This is a genomic window from Zunongwangia sp. L-65 (assembly GCF_056859415.1).
Genome location: NZ_JBSXOK010000055.1, coordinates 89,248 through 107,991 on the forward strand (window position 1 = coordinate 89,248; position 18,744 = coordinate 107,991).

Genomic DNA, 18,744 nt, shown 5'->3' on the forward strand with positions numbered 1-18,744 from the left:
ATTAGAAGTTAGCTGATAGGTTTAAACCAAAGTTTCTGGTAATCGGAGGACCAAAATTTGTCACCGCTTGAGTTCCATTTCCTGTACTAATTGCAAAATCAGGATCGGTTGGCGCATCATTGTAGAAGAAGAATAGATTATTTCCTACTAAAGAAACATTCAGGTTTTTCATAAAACTATCTTCATCAAAACTAAAGTTGTACCCTAGAGTAAATTGTCTTAACCTAATATTGGTAGCATCATAAACATATCGCTCTTTAATTCCGTTTCTACCTCCTACACCAGTATAATAATCTCTTGCATCAACAACGCCACTATATGGTGTGCCGTCATTTAAAACACCATCAACCTGAACACCTCCTGCATCTCTAGCGTTTGCAGTTGCTTCTGTAACACCTAAGGCATCAAGATAAGCTTCAGTTTGCGACACAAATTTTCCGCCAAATCTAGAATCAATCAAAAAGCTTAAACTAAAGTTATTAAAATTCATAGAGTTATTCCATCCCAACATAAAATCTGGGTTAGCATTGCCTACCAATTTCATGCCTTCTGTAGTATTTGCATTGACGGGAATTCCATCATCAGAAACTACGATATTTCCATTTTCGTCTCTGGTATATGCATTTACATAAATATCTCCTAAAGATCCTCCTTTTACGATATAAGTATCATATCCTTCTCCTCCGCCACCAACAATACTATTTCTCTGTCCGTTAAGCTCATCTGTTAATTCAAGTATCTCATTGTCATTATGTGTGAAGTTAAAAGTGGAATTCCAAGTAAAATCATCATTCTTAAAAATATCAGCTCCTAATGTTAGTTCTACACCGTAATTTCTTACATGACCTGCATTAACATAATATGTTTGCCAAACCGTTCCAAGAATCGCCTGTAGTGGTAAAAATTGATCTCTACTATCGATTTGATAATATGTCGCACTCAAATTAACCCTACTATTAAAAAACCTAAAATCGGCACCAAATTCCCAGTTATCCTGAATTTCTGGTTTTAATTCGGTAAATGGTTGTGTATTATTAAAGCTGATTTGATTAAATGCAGGTGAATTAATAGGATTGGTTCTGAATGCAGGAACCTCGTTGGCTACCTGAGCAAAAGAGGCTCTCACTTTGGTATAAGATATAAATTCAGGTAACTCGAATGCAGCACTAGGTAGGAATGTAATACCTGCTGAAGGATATAAATATGAAGAATTATCTGTGAAAGATAATGTTGATGCCCAATCATTTCTAGCAGAAACATCTAAGAATACCATATCCTTAAAACCTATAGAGGCATTAGCAAAAACTGATTGTTTAACTAATCTTGAGTTGAGCGACTGCGCATTAGTGAAAGCCTGTAGTTGTGTAATGTTTTGAATAGTAAATTCGTTTGGAGCATATAATCCAAAAGTATTACTATCTACAGATATTCCATCTCCAATAATTCTTTTTTGGTAAGCTGCTCCCACCAATCCATGGAAATCCCAATTTTCACCAAATTGCTGATCGTAGGTTAAGATCATATCGGTATACGCTTGCCAGCTCTCAACATTCTCATAAACGTAACGACCATTGTCACTTGATACTACAGGACTACTTCCCGCCATAACTTTTTGCTCATATATTTGACGAGTAAAATCATAACTTCCACGACCTGTTAGAGTAAGTGCATCAGAAATTTTATATTCTATAGATGCATTTCCTATAAAACGCTTTGTTCTTTCTGTATTTGGAGTATTATTTAAAATCCAGTAAGGGTTCATGTTCGCTTCACTATTACCTAAGATTGGCCAGTTTTGCGTCATAATATTTCTTTGTGGATCTAAAACCTGATAGTTAGTCGCATATTCATCAAAGTCTAATCCTCTTGGGAAAGTATATAAACCTAATAATGGATTGAAATAATATCCATTCAACATTTTGTTATCTACTCTTTGATCTGTTAACAAAACATTAGAAGATACCTTGACCTTATCATCAAAAAACTTAGATGTTTGTTTAAAAGTTAAGTTATTTTTATTAAACTCATTGGTTGGCATAGTTCCATTAGAATGAGTATTAGCATAAGAAAAATAAGTAGTTGTTTTATCGTTACCTCCACTTAAGGAAATAGCATTTTGCAAAGTAATACCTGTATCAAAAAAGTCGTCTACATAATTTTTATAATTACCTGGCTCTCCCCAGCTTGAATCTGCTCCTGGCTCACCTGTTGCTCCGTATCTAAATTGAAGATCAGGATAATCGTAAACTCTTTCCACCTGAGTTGTGGAACTAATATTTATTCTTGTTTTGCCTTCTTCGCCTTGTTTTGTAGTAATAAGAATTACACCATTTGCACCCTGGCTACCATAAAGTGCAGCAGCGTTAGCCCCTCTGAGCACTGTCACACTAGCAATATCCTCTGGATTAATATTAGATAAACCATCCCCACTATCTCTACCTCCATAAAAACCATTAGCATCTGATGTTTGATAGTTCGCCATAGGAATACCGTCAATTACAAATAAAGGCTGATTTGAAGAAGTAATATTTTTCGCACCTCTTAATTGAATTTTAGTGGAACTACCAGCTCCTGCTGTTCCCTGTCTAATCTGTACACCAGCAACTTTACCATTAAGCCCCTGAGCAAAGTTTACATTTTTGCCTTTTGTAACCTCTTCAGATCCTAAAGTTTGAGAAGCATAACTTAATGCTTTCGATTCTCTTTTGATCCCTAAAGCTGTTACCACAACTTCGTCGAGAGCTTCAGTATCTGTAGCCATTTCCACATTAACATCATCACTTGTGACAGGAATTTCCTGAGTAACATAACCAATCATTGAGAAAACCAATGTTGCATCTTCACCTACCTCTAAAGAAAAATTTCCATCAAAATCGGTTGATGTTCCATTAGAAGTACCTTTTTCCATAACAGTAACCCCTGGCAGAGGCATTTTTGTTTCTGCTTCTGTAATGGTTCCTTTCACTGTTTGCGATTGAGCAATAACCATTTGAGTTAGTCCCAAAACAAGCAAAAACGAAAAAATAATTTTTTTAATCATACTTGTGTTTAATTTTAGTTAGTACAGAAATCAATAGTTCATAACTACCAATTTTATCTTAAATGTTATAAATAAGTTAAGTTTCTTAAAATAAAATCGACGGACAACTGCTTTGAATAGACAAACAACTTCATAATAAATTTAATCATTAAGTACAATTTACTTATAATTTTAATTAAAGTTTAAATACTAATTCAATTTTTTTAATTTTAACTTATATATTATTCAATACTAAATCGATTTATCAAAATTTTAAATCCTGCCTAAATTTTAATGAAAACGTTTGAGGCTCTTCAAATACAAAATGTTAACTTTTTAAGTTTCACTTTTAATATTGAAAACTATAAAAACAGAAAACCAGAATGCCGAAACATTCTGGTTAAATCCACAAAACGAAATAATATTGAAGCTATTTAACCCAATCCATTATTTATTGATTCCAGATAAATTTTCCATTTTCTATAGACCAGTCATTACCAAAAAACCCGGTAAATTTCACTCCAGACAAACCTTGCTTTGGCATTTTTTCATCAAATATGATAACATCAGGATAAAAGGTTCCGTTTTCCAGATAATCATTAGCATAAGCTGCATGCATTCCCTTAATACCAGTTGCGGTAACGACTCCTATACTGTTAAAATCACTATTTGGTTTCGGATAGATAAAATAAGCTCCGTATTGGTTCCCTCTTAAGACTTTATCTCTAATTTGTATTTCATTATTGCTAACCTGTATAGGTGAGTTCTTAAGCAGCATTTTCCATGCTGCATTATTAGATTTATTACCGTAAATGATCACGTTTCGATCTTTAAAATCTGAAATTCTAAAATCTGTATCCTTTACAATTTGAATGCTTCCATTGGCACGATACCAAAATTTTTCAGCATCAAATTTTGCTCGGTTATAATACCAGTCGTTTTCTTGTTTATTTCCCCGGCTAGCATAAACGAATACCATGTTATGTCTAAACGCATCCTTAAATCCGCCATTACGTAAAGGACTTTTTTCTGATGCTGACGGTTTTTCCGAAATCTCCCATTTTTCCGATGATTTTTTCAAATATAGCATACCTGTAATCGGAATATCAAGCTCCTGACCGTCTATATTTATCACGCTAAAGGCTGAAGGCTCCATAGCTGTAACATTTATCGATAAAACCGAAATATTCAAAGTATTTAAATTGAAACCATTTTCTGTACGTTCGAAATCGAAATTACTGATCTCGAATGGTTCTTCTTGTTGAACTATTTTGATGAAGTGTGAACCTGCCGAAACGCCTGGGGAGCCAGTCGAAAAATTTATTTTATCAATTTCACTGTCATTTTTTATTTCCCTTCTATTAAAGAAATAAAAGATAGGAGGCCAGTCTACACTCTCATCACCAAACCAATGTTCCCCTCCAGGGTATTCATAATAGGCAAAGTCATTATGATACTTCCCTAACCTCTCCCGCATATCGCGTGCTAAAAAAGTAGGCACTACATTATCAGAATCGCCATGAAGAATATAAACTCCATAATGCAGGTAATTTCTCATCAATTTTAAGGTACGGCTAGGATTTCCCGCCCTACGGATCATGGAATCCACATCTTTTTCGGTTGCATCACTAATATTTCCAGAAATTTTTATTTTAAATTCCTCTTCGCTCATTCCAAACCTTTTCTGAAAATCCTCACTAGCCATGCGATTGATAAAACTCTGCCGGTAGCCTAAAAGATCAGGATAACCAGCGGCAGGTGCAATGGCCGCAAAACGGTCGGGATAGGTAGCTCCCAGATACCAAGTACCATGCCCGCCCATAGAGTGCCCGGTAAGGTAGGTATGTTTAGGATCGGTATGAAGCAATTCCTCCGCTCGATTTAAAACTTCCAGTGCATCCAGCCTGCCCCAGTCTTCCCAGGCAAAACCAAAGGGTCTTCGATTGGTAGGCGCAACAACATGCCCCCAATCTTTTTGCTTATAAGCATTGGCTTGATTTACAGCTTCTACAGATGCTCCATGAACAGACAAGAACATGGCTTGATTTTCTTTATCTTTCGTTAAAGATGGCGCCACGCTATAGTATTGAACGCTGTTATCAATATCGCTTAAAAAGGTGTTTTTATGATGATTGTATTTTGATTTTACCGCCAGCTCTATAGTAACAGTATCGATGATATTGTTTTGATGATCCTGCAGATAAAGTTTCGCCTGTACCATATCAGCATCTCCAAGATTGGAAGGTACCGGAATCTGGAAGGGTACTTTCCTTACATTTAATGGAGCAATATTTCCAAGAAAAGTTTCTTTTGAGGCATCGTTAATTTCTACCCTAATTTTGGCTCCTTTCAACCAGCCATCTTTAGCATTTATTATCCGGATTGCTCCCCATAATGGCGTACTTCCTTCTTTTAGCATATCTGGCAAAGTAAGATCCCTCATGGTAAACTCTACCGGTTTAAAACTTTCTAAAAGTCGTGCTCGTATACGTGGAAAACGTCCCCCGGAAAGCAAAAACTTATTTTCACCTTTTTTAAGCTTAATCGGTATAAGGCTCCATCCAAAATCATAATGCTCTCCCTCATGAGGCAATCCGTTTATAATGGCATTGGTATGCCCAGAAGCCTCGAAAAGCAATATTTTTTCTGAACTAGAATTATACTCTAAGTAAAGATAGCCATTGCGCTGTAGTCTACTATCATGAAATTCACTACTCCCATCAACCTTTACAAATTCCCATTTAATCTGTTCTCCATTAAAATGGTTAATTACCTGTTTTCCTTCAAAAATGTCCATACCGTTAGTAAGAGCATCCATAAAGACCGCATCATTTTTAACAGAGGCACTATTGAATGGAACACCAGAAAACGGCAAAATTAGGCCCTCTTCAAAAATGTAAACCACATCTCCTTCACTAACATCATTCACTTTCTCTTTTCCAAAATACTCTACAATATTGCCTTGTTTTTGTTGAGAAAAGAAAGTAAAAGAACTTAGTAATAGAAATATGCTGATAATTTTTTTTATCATCAAGCTTAAAATTTTTTAGACAAAAAAGGGGAGTGAACTCCCCTTTTTCTATAATGATACTGAATTAATTTATTGGCCCTTGTCCATAATCTGGATTATTTTCATCCCACCAGATTCGCTCCTGATTAAGGATAGAAGGATCATTGGTTCCCGTAGTAAACCCTTGTTCTTCATAAGCGCTTCTTAAATTTTGATAGTTTTGATTATCTGCGCTAGGAGCGTTAATCATAAACCTTCGTGGAATAATGAGTTCGCTACCACTTGCCAACAATTGATCCCATGGTAAATAGTCACTATTACGCTTTGGAATTCCAGAACGGCGTACGGTAGTCCAAACATCCCCAGGAGTACCTAAAAAGTTGATGTATTGCTGAATATAAACCTTTTCCAAAGCATTTGTAGAAAGATCATAAGCAGGTTTCATTAGTAAATTATCGATCTCACCCGGTTTCAGCATACTTGCGGCCTCTTGCGCCATATCAGCATCTGTGTATACAGGATCACTCTCATAATAAGGAAATCCATTATTATTAGCTAACTGATCTAATCTTCGTACGGATAATTCGACCCCCGAATTCAAATAATCCTGCGCTGATCCGGTAATATTCGCTCCCAATAATTTAAATTCCGCAAGATAAAAATAAGTCTCAGCAGATGAGCCTAAAATAACTTCAAGAGGAGGATAATTATTTCTAATTTCTAATACTCGACCTCCAGGTCTTGTGGGATAGGTAAAAGGATACCCTGTTCTTACTACCCTCTCATTAAAACTTGAAGTAGAGGAATACGCTCTTTCTACACCATCAAGGCTAATCCTATTGGTTACACCCTGATTAAAATAATATTGATTAGCACTATTAATTGTAGCTTCTGGAGCCAGGGGTACTCCAAAATATCTTACCCAGGGCTCGCCGGGACCAGACCATCCGGAAAAGTCTCCAGAATTATCAAATTCTACGTACTGCTCTACATAAGGCGGAAGTTGTTGACCAGCATCTATAAAGGCCTGTACTACTTCACCGTTAAAAGAATTTTTTTCAAAAACCACCCGAAGCCTAGGATCACGGTTATCTACCATAAAATCAATAAGGTTTATACCTCCAATTCCGGGTTGCGTGGTTTCTCCCGTTCCAAAATAATTTATCCCCCGTCTATAAATGAAATCATCATCTAAGGAGGCCATATAACCCGCTGGGGAATTTACGACCTCTTCTACTATTGAAATAGCCTTCGTACGATTTGCATTTACGAGTCTGGCAGCAATTTTAAGCTTTAACAGGTTACAGAATTTTGCCCATTTATGATAATCCCCTCCGTATATAATATCCTGATTTCCTATATCGAATTGATTAGCTGCAAGTAATCCTTGTATTGCCATATCCAGTTCTTCTAGCCATATATCGAAAAGTTGCTCTTGAGTGTCAAAAGCAGGCGTTATTAATGGTGGACTGGTATAGGGTGCAAGACCCGCCTCAGAATAAATTACTGAACCGTAAAAGTCTGAATATTGCATTACCGGAAGAATTTGTATGGGATAGGTCATTGCGCGCATAGCCTGCATTTCTTCCTGTTCTTCCTGCGGCATCGCATCTATCCTTGCACGAACGTCTCTCATGTTGGGAATAATAAAGTTATAAATATGCTGAAACCCTCCGGCACTTCCCATTTCTACAAGTCCTTCAGTATTTCCCCCACCCGAGGAGCCAGTAATTACCTGAGACCATGGGTAAGCATAATCAAATGCATCATAAAACCATGAAGTATAGTCATTCCCATACATTTGTTCGATTCCTTTGGTAATCGAAAATCTTAACTCAGCATCCTGGCTAATAGAAGGATCACTATTTAGATCTGCAAAGTCTTCCCTATCACAACTACTTGCTAAAATTGCAAATAAGAAAAAAATAGATATTTTAAATTTATTTTTCATCTTAATATTATTAAAAGTCTATAGAAACTGTTAAAGTATAGCTTGCCTGATAAGGGGCAAAAGCTCTTTCTCTAAAAGAGTCTGAACTTGTTGTACCCCTGAAACTTTCAGGATTAATGTCATTGGGCATAGAATTATACAAGTATCCCAAATTTCGACCATTTAAACCAACATATAAATTCTTGGCATTTAATCGCTCACTTAAACTTTTAGGTAAATTATATCCTATACTTATATTTCTGAAGGCCACATATTTTAACTCTTTAAACCAGTCACTGTTCACTACACCATTGCCCCAAGAATTACGAAAGTAATGATAAAAACCGGCATGTGTTGGTTCTACTAATCCTTGATCATATGCTTCCTGAAAGGTCATTCCGCCTACATTTACCGAGTTTCCGTTAGGAGCAGTAACCATTTGACCTGGTTGAAAAACACCTTCTGGAATAACACCATCAGTATATTGTTGTCCCTGTGTATCTGCATACTGTGATGTCCATGAAACTCCACCAAAATCAGTATCTCTACCTCTTAAAGAAGCATCTAGATATCCATAGGCTGTCCCATAACGACTTGAGTAAGATCCCATATGCCCCCCTATTCTCGCATCTAATAAAAACGAAAGTGATAATCCTTTGTAAGTAAACTCATTACTCCATGATCCTTCAAAATCTGGTTGAATTTTACCGACTCTTTCTGGCTCACCACTTCTTATAAACAAAGCTCCACGTCTGGAATCGCTATAATTTAAAAGCGGCATTCCGTTTCTTGGATCATCTATTGGATCTCCATTTTCATTGGTAGATTGCCAGGTTTTCGCTTTACTATCAGACATTAACACACCATATTCTCCTCCTTCAAAAGCTACTGATCCTATTCTAAAATTACCGTAAGCTATATCTCCGCCAAGGACTTTAAATTCACCATAGTCTTCATGTAGGTCTCTTACTTTTGTTGTATTTCTCCAATAGTTAAAAGTTGATAACCATTTGAAATTATTTGTTTTAACCGGCACTACATTCAAGGTTACTTCTAAACCATAATTGCTTAAGCTACCTATATTGGTTAATAAATTACCATATCCACTTTCTCTTGGAATAGGAATAGAACCAATCTGATTGTTGATGGTTTCATCATAATAAGCAACATCCAGACCTATTCTATTATTAAAAAATCTTATATCGGCACCAACCTCGAAAGAATTTTTACGTTCTGGTTCAATACTACGGTCTACTGAAGTTGTATTTACAGTATTAGTATTTACAAAACCACCACCAGGCATTTCATAAGAATCTATACTGTAACCTCGGTTAATAGAGAACGGATCGGTATCACTACCCACCTGTGCCCAGGACGCCCTTAACTTACCGAAAGTCACCCAATTAGGTAAGTCAAATGTCTGATCAAAAATCCAGGATGAGGAAACAGAAGGATAAAAATAAGAATAATTACCGGTTCCATCTGAATAAACGAGTGCTGATGACCAGTCATTTCTACCTGTAATGTCCAAAAATAACTGATCCTTATAATCAAAACTGGATAAGAAATAAAGTGAATTAATTTGCTTTGTAGCGGAAACTGCCGCTGTTCCTATTGGATTTCTTCTGGAATTTTGAATAAAGTATCTTCCAGGTACAATTAATCCTCCATCAGTTCTCACATTACTATAGGAACGTTCCTGATCCCATAATTCTCCACCTAATAGTACATTCACACCAATATCCTCTGTAATATTCCGATCCATATTCAATGTTATTTTACCATTACGCGTTAGGTCGCGGGAATGATTTAATGTATACCCACCACCTTCATTTGCATATCCAGACCCAAGACTCTTGCTTTCATAACGAGTACCATAATAGTTCATATTCCCTTCTACAGAGAGGGTCATCCAATCAGTAATATCTGCCGAAAGGCTCACTATAGGGCGTACTACTGTTTCTTTCTGCACGTCATCACCGGTAAAAAAACCAAACCATAATCCACTACCAGGTGCAAAAGCAAATTCATCGCCATAATTTGTACTTGGCAATCCTCCATGTGGAGCCTGCCAGTACTTACGCTCCTGATATTTTTCAGTATTATAAATTCTTTCAAAAGTGCCTTCAAAATAAGACTGAGAAAAATCGTTCCTGGCATTTTTCGCTTTGGATTGTGTAAAGGAAACAGATCCGTTTGCTCTTAACCACGGAGCCAGATTATAAGCTGCGCGAAAAGATAAGGTATTTCTATCGAAACTATTATTTGGAAGAATACCGGTTCTCTCGGAATATGAATCAGATAAATAAAAATTACCTTTTTCGTTACCTCCCTGCAATGCGACGTATGTATTATGGTTCCATCCTGTTTCATAGGCATCCTTCATGTTATCGTTTTGAGCGCGATAGGGTATCATTGTACCGTCATAATCTTCGATAGGTCGTCCGTCAAATCTTGGACCAAAACTTAAACCGCCTCCAGGATGGTTGATCAAGGTAGGATTCCCCTCGCTATTATAATAAAACTGAGGAGAAAACCGATAATAACTACCATCTTCTTTTTGCTCGCCGTAGCTTACATATCCCGGAAGAGTACCAGGACCAAATTCGTTTTGAAGACCTGGTTGTTTAAATACATAATCTACACCTACACTCTGCCTAACGCTTACACCTAAACCTTTTGTTCCTTCTCCACTCTTTGTTTCAATAAGAATCACTCCATTAATCCCTCTTGAACCATATAGTGCGGTTGCAGCAGCCCCTTTTAGCACCGAGATACTTTTATAGTCGTCTGGATTAAGGTTTTTTAGAATATTACCGTAATCGTTCGAGCTGGCAGACCAATCTGCACTTTCATTAGAGGTATTGTTGTCCAGAATAACACCGTCAATTACAAAAATTGGTTGGTTATTACTGGAGCTTAATGAGGAAACACCTCTAATTTGAATCTTGGAATTACCAAATAAGCCCCCATCAGAGGTACCTATGCTCACACCGGCAACTTTCCCCTGAAGCCCCCTAACGGGATTGATTGTATTGGTTTGTACCAATTCCTCCCCAGCCACTTCACTCATAGCATACCCTAGCTGTTTGGTTTCTCTTTTGATACCAAGTGCTGTTACCATAACTTCCTGTAAGGCTTCACTGCTTACGCTTAACTGAATGTTTAAATTACCTGAGGCAGGAACTTCTTGCGACTCATAGCCAATCATCGAGAATACCAGGATAGCATCCCCAGTAACACGTATAGCAAACTCGCCCTCAAAATCAGTTGAAGTACCATTTGTAGTACCTTTTTCCAAAACCGTAACGCCCGGTAACGGCATTCCTGTTTCTGCTTCGGTTACAGTACCTTCAAGAACCTGTTGTTGCGAATAAGCGCAAAGTGCACCTACCATTAACAGAAATAATAGAGTAATTTTTTTTACCATATTCCATATTTATTGAGTTAATTAATGTTAATAGATTGTTGTAACTATTAAACTTATCTTAAAAGTCTATATAATGTTAAAGAAAATAAAAAAAAATCGACGGACAACACTCCTCGATAGCTAAACAACCACAACAAGAAACCGTTTTCGTACACTAATAAAACATGAAACTCCCTTAAATAAAAATGATTAGTTAAGAAAATAAGCTATGTATTAAAGAAACTTTATTTTTTTAGGAAAGTTAATTTTACTTAAATCAAATAATGGTTTTGTGAACTTTGCACCATCTACTTCAATCTTAAGTTTTCCTTTAGAAATTGAATCCTTTACGATAATCAGTTCTGGATTCTCATAATAGTCCTGATTAAGGTGTAATATAATTTTATTGAATGTAGGAACCACAAATGTATATACTGGTTCTGCCGGAGTAATTGGATAAATCCCCATCATCGAATAAATCACCCAGGCACTCATGGTACCAGTATCATCATTACCGGGAATTCCATCAGGTGCATTTTTATAATAGGTAGCGATTAACTCATGTATTTTTTCTGAAGCCTTATATTCTTTACCCGGAATAAAATTATAAAGATAACCGTAAGCAAAGTCAGGTTCATTAGCCATATCAAACTGATCCTTTTCGAAAAGCTCATCTAAACGAGCTTCGAATTTCTTATTTCCACCCATCAATTTTTTAAGTCCTTGGATATCGTGTGGAACCATAAATAAATATTGCCAGGCATTTCCTTCAATATAGCCAGGATTGTGAGCAAAATTAGCTCCGGCTAAGGGATCAAATTCAGCAAACCAGCTACCATCACTGTTTTTTGGCTGAATAAATTTTGTCTCCGGATTATACAATTTCTTATAGGACATCGAGCGCTTTAAAAATTGCTTATAATCTTCCTTTTTCCCTAATTTTTTAGCCAATTGAGCGATAGCATAATCTGCAATATTATACTCCTGAGTGGTAGACACAGGTCCTGGTACATCGCCATCAACTCCTAAATAACCATTATCAATATACTCCTTCAAGCCTGGGCGCAGCGGATTATTAGTAGTATCCAATGCACTTTTTAGCATGGCGCCGTAGGCTTTTTCCACATCAAAATCGGTTAAACCACGTAAATACGTATCTGCTAAAACCACTGCAGCCGGATCACCGACCATGGTAAAGGTTTCAGTTGAGTTTAATTCCCATTTTGGTAACCATCCATTTTCATCATACATTTCTAACATCGACCTTACCATATCTAATTGTTCTTCAGGATACAGCAAGCTCATTAGCTGGTGATAATTACGATAGGTATCCCATAAAGAAAAAGTGGTATAGCGTGTCCCATCGGTTTTCCCGATTCTCCCGGTTGCAATTTCAGGATATTCACCGTTGACATCATTTAAAGTGTTAGGATGAATTTGTGTATGATATAAAGCGGTATAAAAAATCGTTTTCTCATCCTCTGTACCACCTTCAACTTCTACAACCTGTAACTTTTTTTTCCAGGCTTGCTGAGTTTCTGCTAAAACTTCTTCGAAAGTTGCATCGCCAACTTCTTGTTCTAAATTTTCACGAGCATTTTCAATACTTACATAAGACTTTCCAATTTTCACTTCAACTTCCTGCGGTGTTGCAAAATCATAAGTCATATATGCTCCAATACTATCCCCAACCACTTCTCTTGTAAAGCCTTTTTTGATTCGGGTTTTACCATTGTAACCCATCCATTGTGATTCTAGACCCTCGTATTTATAAGGCGTCTTCCAAACTCCAAAATCATCGGCCGGTTTAGAGAATTTTGCTACAAAATATACAGGGTATGCAGCTTCAGCATTGTTATAACAGAAACTTCCCACCATTCGCATACCTTCTATTTCATTAGGAGAAACCACACGAACCATAGCACCCTGTTCATTGGTTAAACCTAACCCCAAATTCAGTAACACATTCGATTTTCCAGCCGGAAATGAGTACCGGCTCACGCCGGCTCGGGTACTTGCGGTAGCTTCAGCTTTTACTTTATATTTATCTAGTTGTACAGCATAATATCCGGCCTCCGCAGTTTCTTCAGAATATGTAGTTCCGTATTTTATATGATCTGTTTCTAAGTCTCCGGTGGTAGGCATGGTAATAATTACACCGAGTTCAGGACAACCTACGCCGCTCATATTTACATGACTAAAACCAGTTAAAAACTGATTCTCATGCACGTATGGGTTTGATAACCATTGACTATCTTTTTCCAGTGGGTTTAAATCTATTTTCCCGGCAACATTAAATGGCGATACACTTGCCATCCCTCTTGGGGCAATCGCCCCAGGATTAGTTGCGCCGTAATTTGAAGTTCCTATAAAAGGATTTACATAAGGAAGTGGATCAAAACTGGTTTGTGCCGAAGCCACCTGAACACTAATAATTACAACTACTGCTGAAAAAATATTTCTTACTAAAAACATCGAATATTATTTTATCTGAATTTCATCTAAAAACAACCATGCACCTCCTCCATTGGGAGTTTTTGCTAATGGTTCTACACTTACTCTAACAAACCGGATATTTTCCTGAAGCTCAAATCCCATCTTAAAATTGTCGATTTTTGCTCCCGGATTGGTTTGATAATCTCTTTTTAAGGAAGCTACCTCCTTAAAGTTTTTTCCATCTTTGGACACTTCCACTTTTAATTGCTGCGGAAAATAAATCCCTGTGCCCTGCTCTTCCAAACTTCCCACAATCACTTCACTAACGCTGGTCTCTTTTTCCAGATCAATCGTAATAATTGCAGGATTATTGATCCAACCCTGCCAACGGCCGTCTTTAAAATATTTACTTCCTTTTAAAACGTTTACAAGGGCTGTTTCTCCTGAAGAGGCATAATTTTGATTATAAGGATATTTATAAATAACCGGTTTTGCCACCGCCTTATGAAACTTAAAAGTTTTATCTAAAACCGCCCCCATCACTTTACCATTTTTAAAAACTGCAGCTTTAAGCTGAGTATCGGTATCAACTTTTATTTCATTTTCATATAAGTTCGATTCGGCATTTAATTCTTCTCCGTTTAAAGCATAACGAATTTCGGTATTTGGAAATTCAGATTGCAGACTAATAGTAATTTCTCCTGTTTCAAGATCAATCTCAGATTCTGACTGAACCGCATAAGCACTTTTTGCATAATTGATGCCCATCACTTCAAAACGCTCCATCATTTTACGTATTCTTACCGAGAAATCTTTCCAGTCTAACTTGTCCTCAGGACTCCAAACCACCTCGGCTAAAGCTGCTAATCTGGGAAACAACATATATTCTGAATGAGCCTCAGTCGGCACATATTCTGACCAAAGATTCGCCTGGCCTCCTAATACATGTTTCTTTTGTTCCACACTCATCGAATCTAAAACCGGACGAAATTCATACACTCGCTTTAAGGGCGTAAATGCATTAAAAGCAACAGGCTCATTATCCGGGCTTCCCTGATAATAATCAAAGTATAAATGGCTGGTTGGTGTCATAATCACATCGTGACCTGCAGCAGAAGCTTCCCATCCACCTTCAAAACCACGCCAACTCATTACGGTCGCTTCTTCAGGCAGACCTCCTTCTAAAATTTCGTCCCACCCAATAAGTGTTCTATCATTTTTATTTAAAAATTTCTCGATACGTTTCATAAAATAGCTTTGCAACTCATCTTCATCAGCAAGCCTTTCTTCCTCAATTCTTCGTTGGCAATCAGGACAGTTTTCCCAGTTGGTTTTAGTGGCCTCGTCACCACCAACATGAATATATTCTCCCGGAAATAATTGCATCACCTCACTCAGCACGTCTTCCAAAAATTCGAAAGTCGATTCTTTTCCTGCACAATAAATACTGGTAATTGGCCAAACACCACCCGAGGGAACTGCAATAGGTTCTCCTGTACACGATAACCAAGGATACGAAGCAATAGCGCTCATTACGTGCGCCGGCATCTCGATTTCTGGAATTACCCTGATGCCTCTTTCCTGTGCATAGGCTACAATTTCTTTAATATCCTCCTGCGTATAAAATCCACCAAACGTAGCTTTGGCATCTGGTTCGTTTTTGGTTCTCGCATTCCAGTGGCTATCTTCCTGATCAACTCTAAAGCCTCCGACTTCAGTTAATTTTGGATATTTTTTGATCTCAATTCTCCAACCCTGATCGTCTACTAAATGAAAATGAAACGTATTCAGTTTTAGAAATGCGAGTCGGTCGATATGTTTTTTAATGTATTCTTTTCCGAAGAAATGGCGGGAAACATCTAACATATTCCCACGATATGAATATTGTGGTGCATCGGTAATTTCAACATTAGGAATATACCACTCAATATCCGATACTTTTGAGCCACTTTCTATTTCCTTAGGAAGTAATTGTCTGATGGTTTCCATTCCATACACAAATCCTAGTTTGGAATTTGCTTCTAAAATCACATTTTCTGAAGTTACCTTAAGCTCATAAGCCTCTTTAGCAATTTCTGAATTTATTTTTAGCTGAATATTGTTTTCTGCATGAGCATCTACAGATGTTTCCAATTCAAATCCGGCAGCTCTTTTAAAAAGATCATTCAAAATTGACGAAACTGAAACTAAACTATCCTGCGGAATTACAATTTTGGTATTTCCATTAACTTCAAAGCTTCCTTTATTGAGTTTTAGTGATTCTGGCTGCGGAATAAGCACCAAATCATCTTTTGTAAATGAAGGATTTTCCTTTTCTACACAACTAAGAGTGCTAAGTACACTAAAAAGAAGCAAAATTTTAACCAATTTCATATCATCATGATTTTGAGAATAAAAGGTATTTAGATTTACCGAATATTAATAGATTGTATTCGGTTTTGGGGTTTTTAAAACTTTATCTACCGGTTTTTTACTCATCTCGAACAACAACTCGCCTCCATCTACAATTTCATCATGCGTAATATAAGCACGATCCAGATCTTCTCCATTTAACTTCACATTGGCCACAAACAGATTTTCGTCAGTGAAATTGGAGGTTTTGATATTGAATTTTTTACCGCCCGGCAGATTAATTTCAGCCGATTCAAATAACGGTGCACCCAACATATAAGTTCCCTGTGCTGCGTTTACAGGGTAAAAGCCCATCGAACTAAAGATATACCAGGAAGACATTTGCCCACAATCTTCATTCCCGCAGTGCCCGTTTGGTTCATTTTTATATTGTTCATTAAGGATTTGCCTAACCAGTTTCTGCGTTTCAGAAGGTTTACCGATATAATCATATAAATAGGCTACATGATGACTTGGTTCATTTCCATGTGCATACTGTCCAATCATTCCTGTACTAAAAATAGGCAACTTATCGTCTTCCGTAGGATGAAGAGAAAACATCGAATCTAACTTTTGCGTGAAGCGTTCTTCTCCACCGGTAGTTTTGATTAACCCCGGAATATCCTGTGGCACAAACCAGTAATATTGCCAGGCATTACTTTCACTAAAATAATCGGAGTAATCCTTGCTATTAAATCCTGCTATAAACTGACCATTTTTATCTTTTGCTCTAAAGAAGCTTGTCTTACTATCATAAGTGTTCTTCCAGTACCCAGAACGTTTTAAGAAATATTGATAATCGTCTTCTTTCCCCAAATCTTTGGCAAACATTGCAATACACCAATCGTCGTAAGCATATTCCAAAGTTTTAGAAACACTCCAATCGCCTTCCTTTTCTTCAGCGGGCACGTAGCCTTTTTCTGCAAAAACATCGATTTTTCTCGCGCTCGTCATTGCGCTGGCTTTGCAAGCTTCATAAGCCAGATTTGCATCAAAATCAAAACCTTTAAAATAAGCATCTACAATTACCGGAACCGAGTGATATCCTAACATCATATTGGTTTCGTTTCCCTGCATCGACCAAACAGGCAATAATCCGGTTTCCTGGTAATGCGCCAACATCGATTTTATAAAATCTGGAACTCTTTCCTGCTGAATAATAGTATAAAGTGGATGTGCCGCCCTAAACGTATCCCAAAGCGAAAAGGTATCATAACGATTAAATCCGTTTGCATGCTCGATACTATCATTCGCACCTTTGTAATTCCCATTAGGGTCACTTAGTAAAGTTGGTGCCAACATCGATTGGTACATCATGGTGTAAAACACTGATTTTTGATTGCTATCTGGTGTTTCTATTCTTATCTTCTGAAGTTCTTTTTCCCAAATCTCATCCGCATTTTCACGATAGTTGTCAAAATTAAAATCAGGTGCTTCGGTTTCTAAACTGGCGTAAGCACCTTCTATATTTGCTGAAGACACTCCGGTTTTCACAACAATTTGTTCTTCTGAAGTTGTCTCGTAATTCAGGATGATTTTGGTGTTTTTAGCAGTGATTTCATTTGCTGGTACTTCTTCTCCATCTTCTAAAATCTCAAAATCCTTAAAAGCTTTAGAAAACTTCATTACAAAATACACACGCTGGTCTTTTGCCCATCCCGTAGACTTTCGATAGCCCTCAATAACCGAATCATTGACGACTTTTATATGCGTATTGGTTGCTTTATCCCAGTTTAAAGCGTAACCAAGATCTACATGAATTTGAGACAGTGAATCTTTAGGAAATGTGAACCGCTGAATTCCGGTTCTTGGTGTTGCAGTGAGTTCTGCCTTAATATCATAATCTAAAAGCCGTACCGAATAGTATCCCGGGGAAGCTACTTCCTTATCATGACTAAATGCAGAAAATGGTTTATGATTATTCTCTGGAATACGCTCAGAAAACTTACTGTTAGTTGGCATCACCAAAATATCATAAAGATCCCCGGCGCCAGTGCCTGTTAAGTGCATATGCGAAAATCCGGTAATAATAGAATCTTGATAAAAATATCCGGCAATACGATCCCAACCACCAATACCAATATCAGGACTTAGCTGTACCATTCCGTAAGGTGTAGTGGCTCCCGGATAGGTATTCCCCGGCCCGTCTGTCCCTATAAACGGATTTACAAATGCTGTTAGTTTTTCATCTGATGTTGCACTAACTTTAGTTTCTTCTTTCTTACAGGAAAAAATCATCAGTAATGCAGCTATTCCTAAGAATTTTAATTTCATTTTTTTAGCGGTTAGCTTTTAGCCTTCAGTTTTATTCTAAGTGATTAACTTTCTATACTTATATCTTAGAACTTAATCGAACTCCTTTCTTTTTTTTCGTAGGCATTCCTCTCCCTGCGGTCGTCGGATGCAATAAAAAGAAACAAAAAAGTCTAGGCTTACAAACCTTGAACTAAATTTATCCCTCAATCCTTAAATTTCAGAAACTCGACTACGTCTCAAACAGCCTGAAATTTTACGGAATTTTCGCTTCAAATTTCACGTTCAATTTTTGA

Annotated in this window: 7 protein-coding genes; all 7 read right to left on the reverse strand. The window is 37.1% G+C overall.

All coding sequences use genetic code 11. The features are described from left to right. Window position 1: 1 nt before the first annotated feature. Window positions 2-3,040 (reverse strand): SusC/RagA family TonB-linked outer membrane protein, encoded by a 3,039-nt coding sequence (locus AC13DP_RS08930; RefSeq protein ID WP_272959589.1) that lies wholly within the window; start codon window positions 3,038-3,040, stop codon window positions 2-4. Window positions 3,041-3,470: 430 nt separating this feature from the next. Beyond that, entirely contained in the window at window positions 3,471-6,050 is a 2,580-nt protein-coding gene (locus AC13DP_RS08935) for an alpha/beta hydrolase (RefSeq protein ID WP_272959590.1), read from the reverse strand. 64 nt (window positions 6,051-6,114) lie between these two features. After that, entirely contained in the window at window positions 6,115-7,980 is a 1,866-nt protein-coding gene (locus AC13DP_RS08940; protein WP_228249425.1) for a SusD/RagB family nutrient-binding outer membrane lipoprotein, read from the reverse strand. Window positions 7,981-7,990: 10 nt separating this feature from the next. After that, window positions 7,991-11,389, reverse strand: coding sequence for a SusC/RagA family TonB-linked outer membrane protein (locus AC13DP_RS08945; protein ID WP_272959075.1), 3,399 nt, complete (start codon window positions 11,387-11,389; stop codon window positions 7,991-7,993). A 213-nt stretch (window positions 11,390-11,602) separates the two neighbouring features. After that, complete coding sequence (locus tag AC13DP_RS08950) at window positions 11,603-13,843, reverse strand: GH92 family glycosyl hydrolase (protein WP_483067627.1); 2,241 nt, start codon at window positions 13,841-13,843, stop codon at window positions 11,603-11,605. Between the two features lie 6 nt (window positions 13,844-13,849). Continuing rightward, window positions 13,850-16,177: a glycoside hydrolase family 20 protein gene (locus AC13DP_RS08955; RefSeq protein ID WP_483067628.1), complete on the reverse strand. Its 2,328-nt coding sequence runs from the start codon at window positions 16,175-16,177 to the stop codon at window positions 13,850-13,852. Between the two features lie 45 nt (window positions 16,178-16,222). Beyond that, entirely contained in the window at window positions 16,223-18,469 is a 2,247-nt protein-coding gene (locus tag AC13DP_RS08960) for a GH92 family glycosyl hydrolase (RefSeq protein WP_483067629.1), read from the reverse strand. Window positions 18,470-18,744: the final 275 nt, after the last annotated feature.